The organism is Pseudomonas sp. NFPP02 (assembly GCF_900119355.1).
Classification (GTDB): domain Bacteria; phylum Pseudomonadota; class Gammaproteobacteria; order Pseudomonadales; family Pseudomonadaceae; genus Aquipseudomonas; species Aquipseudomonas paracarnis.
In genome coordinates, this window is the sequence record NZ_FPJI01000027.1 from 1 (window position 1) to 6343 (window position 6343).

Sequence of the window (6343 nt, forward strand, 5' to 3'; positions counted from 1 at the left end):
TGCGCCACCAACGGCCCATGAGCCACCGCCACGCCCTTGGGCAAACCGGTGGAGCCGGAGGTGTAGATCACGTAGGCAAGGTTGTCGCCGTCCAGCGCCACAGTCGGGGCCGTATCGCTGTAATCCGACCAGGCTTGCACCTGATCCACCGCCAAGGCATCGAGGCCGTCCGGGATCGGCAACCGGTGTTGCACGGCCGAATGGGTCAACAGCAATTTCGAATGGCTGTCTTGCATCATGTACAGCAGGCGATCACGCGGGTATTCGATATCCAGCGGCACATACACACCGCCGGCTTTCATCACCGCCAGGAACGCCATCATGATCTCGGCACTGCGCGGCATGGCGATGGCCACCCGCACTTCCGGGCCGACGCCACGGGCGATCAGGGCATGGGCCAGGCGGTTGGCCTGGCGATCCAGTTCGCCGTAGCTCAGGGTTTGCGCGTCGAACTTCACGGCCACCGCCGTCGGGTTTGCCCGGGCGCGATCGGCAAACAGTTGATGCACCAGGCGCTCGGCCGAAAAGCCAGACTCCGTGCGGTTCCACAGTTGCAGGATCTGTTGTTGTTCGGTCGCGTCCAGCAAGCTTAACTGGCTGAGCTGCTGCCGTGGGTTGGCGACCATACCTTGCAGCAGGTTCTGCCAGTGACGCGCCATGCGTTGCACGGTGCTGGCTTCGAACAGGTCCTGGGCATAACCCAAGGTGGCCCATATACCTTCGGTGGACTCCTGAATATCCAGGTCCAGGTCGAAATGTGCGGTCTTGCTGTCCCAGTCCAGCCCTTCTACCCGCAGCCCTGGCAATTGGTGCTGAACCTGAGCCTGGCCGACGTCAGTCTGATGATTGAACATGACCTGGAACAGCGGGTTGTGGCTCAGGCTACGCTCAGGTTGCAGGGCTTCCACCAGTTGTTCGAACGGCAAATCCTGGTGGGCCTGGGCTTGCAGGGCGCGTTGCCGAACGTGCTGCAGCAACTGCTCGACACTCATCTGCCCATGCACATCCGCCTTGAGCACCTGGGTGTTGACGAAGAAACCAATCAAGCGCTCGGTCTCGCTGCGATTGCGGTTGGCAATCGGCACGCCGACACGTATTTCTTCCTGGCCGCTGTAGCGGTGCAACAAGGTCTGGAACGATGCCAGCAGCAACATGAACAGGGTCACGCCCTGCTGGTGGGCCAAAGCCTTGAGCCCCTGGGTGAGTTCGGGCGCCAGCTCGAACGCCAGGCGCGCGCCGCGGTGGCTCTGCACAGCCGGGCGCTGGTGATCGAACGGTAACTCCAGCACGCTCTGCTCACCGCCCAACAGTTCACGCCAGTAGGCCAGTTGACGTTGCTTCTCACCGGCGTCCATCCAGCTGCGCTGCCATACGGCGTAGTCGGCATACTGGATCGGCAGCGCCGGCAACTGCACGTCCTGGCCTTGGCTGTAACCGGCATACAACTGCACCAGTTCCTCGACCACCAACTGCATCGACCAACCATCGGAGACGATGTGATGCTGCACCAACACCAACACATGCTCGTCGGCGGCCAGGCGCAACAGCGTGACGCGCAGCAACGGGCCTTGTTGCAGGTCGAACGGATGGGCGATCAGCGCTTGCACCCTGGCTTTGAGCTGGGCGTCATCGACATCAGCCTGGGTGATCGGCAAGGACATTGGCGGCTCAATCACTTGCACCGCGCCGTCGTGATCCTGGCGGATATGGGTGCGCAGGCTTTCATGACGCGCCAGTAAGCTATCGAAACTGCGTTGCAACGCAGCCAGGTCCAATTGCCCTTTCAGGCGCAGCGCGCTGGGAATGTGATACGCCGCGCTGTGGGGTTCCAGTTGCCAGAGAAACCATTGTCGCTCCTGGGCGTAAGACAGTGGCAACGGCTGGACACGCCCGGCTGGCAGTAGGGCCGGCGCCGTTGGCAATGTGCTCTCCTGGGTTTGCAAGGCCGCGACAAACGCCTCCAGCCGCGGGTGTTCGAACACGGCTTTGAGCGGCACTTCCAGGCTCAGGGTCTGGCGGATGCGTGACACCACCTGCATTGCCAACAGGGAATGCCCTCCCAGTTCGAAGAAGTGCTGGTTCAAGCCCACCCGTTCGGCCCCCAGAATAGCCGCCCAGATCGCCGCCACCTGTTGTTGCAACGGGGTGACCGGCGCTCGCCAATCCTGTTGTTCCACGCTGGCATCTGGCTTGGGCAGCGCCTGGCGATCCAGCTTGCCGTTGGGGTTGAGCGGCATGCGGTCGAGGAAGATCAGGTGCGCCGGCACCATGTAGTCCGGCAGGTGGTCGCGCAAGGTGGCCATCAGCTGTTCGCTCACCTCGGCGCGCTCGGTTTCAGACAGCGTCTGCGCAGGCACCAGGTAGGCCAGCAGTTGGTTGTCGGCAGCCAGCAACAGCGCTTCACGCACGCTGTCCTGGGCCAGCAGCACGGTTTCGATCTCACCCAGTTCTATGCGAAAGCCACGGACCTTGACCTGGTGATCGACCCGCCCGACATATTCCACCACACCATCGGCGCGATAACGCGCCAGGTCGCCGGTGCGGTACAGGCGCTCGCCGGATGGGCTGAACGGATCAGCGACAAAGCGCTCGGCGGTCAGGCCTGGCCGTTGCAAATACGCACGGGCCAAGCCATTGGCGCTGGCGATATAGAGTTCACCCACGGCGCCCAGCGGTAGCAGGTTCAGGTCACGGTCCAGCACATACAGGCCACGCCCTGGCAGCGCCCGGCCAATGGGGCTGGCACCGCCGGCGCCGACGGCGCTCGGGTCAGTGCAGTCCAGCACGCTGGAAACCACGGTGGCCTCGGTAGGCCCGTAGGTATTGAGCAAGCGCACATGGCCGAGCCCGGCGCGCTGCCACAATAGTGGGCCGTCCAACGGCATGGCTTCGCCGCCGATATGGATCTGGCGCAAAGCACCATAGGTCCTTGGGCCTGCTGCCAGGCAATCTTGCAGGAACAGCTTCCAGTAGGCCGTGGGCAAGTCGGCCAGGGTAATGCCCTGGGCGATGATCTGCCGATACAGCTCGGCACCGTCCCATAACTGCGGGCCACGCAGTACCACGGTGGCGCCGAGGGTCAGGGCTGGATATAGCTGCTCGACGAAACCGTCGAAGTTCAAGGTGGCAAACTGCAGCACTCGGTCCTGGGCAACCAGTTGCGAGTAATCCGCCGCGATGCCAGCAAACTCACTCAGTGCAGCCTGGCTGATGGCAACCCCCTTGGGCTTGCCTGTGGAGCCGGAGGTGTAGATCACATACGCCAGGCTCTGGGGCTCGACATCAACCGGTAAATTACTGTCGGCACACAACGCCAACTGCGCCTGGACCCGGTCGATGTCCACTGCCAGCACCCGGGCCGGCAACGGCAGACGCCCATGCAGGTGGGATTGGGTCAACACCAGGCCCACACCACTGTCCTCAAGCATATGCGCCAGGCGTTCGCGGGGGTACTCAGGGTCCAGCGGCACATAGGCCGCTCCTGTCTTGAGCACCGCGAGCAAGCTGACCACCATGGCAAAAGAGCGCTCCACGGCGATCCCCACCAGCCCTTGGGGGCCGACGCCCTGGGCCAGCAGGTAATGCGCCAGGCGGTTGGCCTGACGGTTCAGCTCTCCATAGCTGAGGGCCTGCTCATCCAGGGCCAGGGCCTGACGTTCCGGCTGCTGATCAGCCTGGGCTTCAAACAGCCGGTGTACAGCCTCAACGGGGGTGACACCCGCCGGGGTGTTCCAGTCCTGGAGCATCCTGTGTTGCTCAGCGGCGCTCGCCATCGGCAGTTCACAGAGGCGGCTGCGGGGTGCACTCACCACCGCCTGCAGCAGGTGCTGCCAATGTTGCGCCAAGCGCTCGATGGTGGCGGCATCGAACAGGTCGGTGGCGTAGGTCAGCGCGGCCCAAAGCCCGTCGGCGGATTCATGGGTGTCCAGGCTCAGGTCAAAATGGGTGGTCTGGCTGTCCCAGTCCAGTTCCACCACACGCAGGCCCGGCAACTGTTGGCCTTCGCGGCCGCCCTGGGCCTCGGTCTGGTGGTTGAACATCACCTGGAACAACGGGTTATGGCTCAAGCTGCGTTCAGGCTGCAATGCCACCACCAGTTGCTCGAACGGCAGGTCCTGATGAGCCTGGGCCTCGAGGGCGCGGCGTTTGGTTTGTTGCAGCAGCTCGGCAAAGCTCATCTGCCCGTCAAGGTCAGCCTTGAGTACCTGGGTGTTGACAAAGAAGCCGATCAGCCGCTCGGTTTCGACGCGGTTTCGGTTGGCGTTCGGCACGCCAATGCGGATATCCGACTGCCCGCTGTAGCGATACAACAGGGCTTGGAACGACGCCAGCAGCAGCATGAACGCGGTCACACCCTCTTGCTGCGCCAGGCGCTTGAGCCCCGCCACCAGCGTCGGTTGCAGATGCACCTGCAGGCTTGCACCGCGATGGCTTTGCTGCGCCGGGCGCGGACGGTCCAGCGGCAATTCCAGCACCGGTTGCTCGCCGCCCAGCAGGGCCTGCCAATACGCGAGTTGGCGCGCCTGTTCCCCGGCTTCCATCCAGCCGCGTTGCCACAGCGCGTAGTCGGCGTACTGGATCGGCAGTTCCGGGAGTTGCAGGTCATGGCCCTGGCTGTGGGCGGCGTAGAGCTGCACCAGTTCCTCCACCATCACCTGCATCGACCAGCCATCGGAGACGATGTGGTGCTGCACCATCACCAGCACATGCTCATCCTCGGCCAGTTGCAACAGCGTCACACGCAACAACGGCGCCTGGTGCAAATCGAACGGCCGCGCCACCTCCTCTTCCACCCGCGCCATCAACTGCGCTTGGTCGACATGCGCCTGCTGGATCTGCACCCGCGCCTGCGGCATCACTGCCTGCCACAGACGTTCATCGTCCTCGACCAATTGCGTGCGCAAGCTTTCATGCCGGGCCAGCAGGCTGTCGAAACTGCGTTGTAACGCTGCCAGGTCCAAGTGCCCGTGCAAACGCAGGGCGCCAGGGATGTGGTAGGCGGTGCTGTCCTTGTCCAGTTGCCAGAGGAACCACTGGCGTTCCTGGGCGTAAGACAACGTCGGTGTGTCGCTGTCGTGGCGGGTGGGAGCAATCGGCAGTTGAGCGAAACTCATGCCCCGGCTTTGCAGGCGCTGGTAAAACTGCTGGCGCTGCTCCAGAGGCAAGCGAAGAAAGCGCGACACCAGGTCGATATTAGGGTTGGAAAGCATGGTTCAAATCGCCTCTAGTTCGCTCAAAAAGTCACGAAGGTCATCAAAATCTTCCACGCTGCCGGCGCGGAAAGTGGCTGCGGCCTGCACGTAGGCGCGCAGCGATTCAGTCTGGAACAGTTCCACCAACGGTACGTCCAGGCCGAGCTCGGCCTGCACCCGCGAGGTAATCTGGATCGCCAGCAAGGAGTGGCCACCGACATCAAAGAAGTTGTCGTTCAGGCCCACTTGCGGCAGGTGCAGGATGTCGGCCCAGATCGTGGCGATCTGCTGCTCAAGCTCGGTTTGCGGGGCCAGGTACTGCTGCTGCATCTGGCTCGCATCCGGCAGCGGCAGGCCTTTGCGGTCGAGCTTGCCGTTGGGGGTCAGCGGCATCTGCGCCAGGAATACGAAGTGGCTGGGCACCATGTAGTCCGGCAGGTCGGCTTTCAGGGCACGACGCAGGGCGTCACGGAACTCAACCTGGTCGGCCAGGCTGGCGTCGGCCGGTACCACATAGGCCACCAGTTGTTTGCCGGTCGGCCCCTCCTGGGCGACCACCACGGTTTCACCGACACTGGCTTGCTCACGCAAGCGCGCTTCGATTTCCCCCAGTTCGATACGGAAACCGCGGATCTTCACCTGATGGTCGACACGCCCCAGGTAATCCACCACGCCATCCGGACGCCCGCGGGTCAGGTCACCACTGCGATACACGCGACTGCCGGGCTTGCCGAACGGGTCCGGCACGAAACGCTCGGCAGTCAGTGCCGGGCGCTCCAGATAACCCCGGGCCACGCCCTCGCCGCCCAGGTACAACTCGCCGGCTACGCCGATGGGCTGCAGGTTCAGTTGCGCATCCAACACGTAGCCACTTCGGTTGCCCAACAAGGTGCCGATGGGCGCGTAGACGGCGCCGCAAGGGTCGCCCTTGCGTGCCTTCCACAGCAGCGGCGTGACCACGGTTTCCGTCGGCCCATAGCCGTTGAACAAGTACTTGGGGCTCAGCGCTCTCCAAGCCAGGTCATAGCTGGCTTGAGCAACGGCATCACCACCGAAGCAATACACCCGCACCGCCGGTGGGTTGCCGTCGCGCTCGGCATGTTCGGCCAACTGTTGCAGGTACACCGGTGGGAACACCGCCATGGTCACGT

The 6343-nt window shown here is 63.4% G+C and carries 2 protein-coding genes; both read right to left on the reverse strand.

Annotated features, from left to right (window positions below; translation table 11 throughout):
• The coding region (locus BT204_RS26815) for a non-ribosomal peptide synthetase (RefSeq protein ID WP_139271557.1) at positions 1–5210 on the reverse strand (5210 nt) is incomplete at its 3' end.
• 3 nt (positions 5211–5213) lie between these two features.
• Positions 5214–6343, reverse strand: a 1130-nt coding sequence (locus BT204_RS28320) for a phosphopantetheine-binding protein (protein WP_139271558.1), incomplete at its 5' end; no start/stop codon positions are given.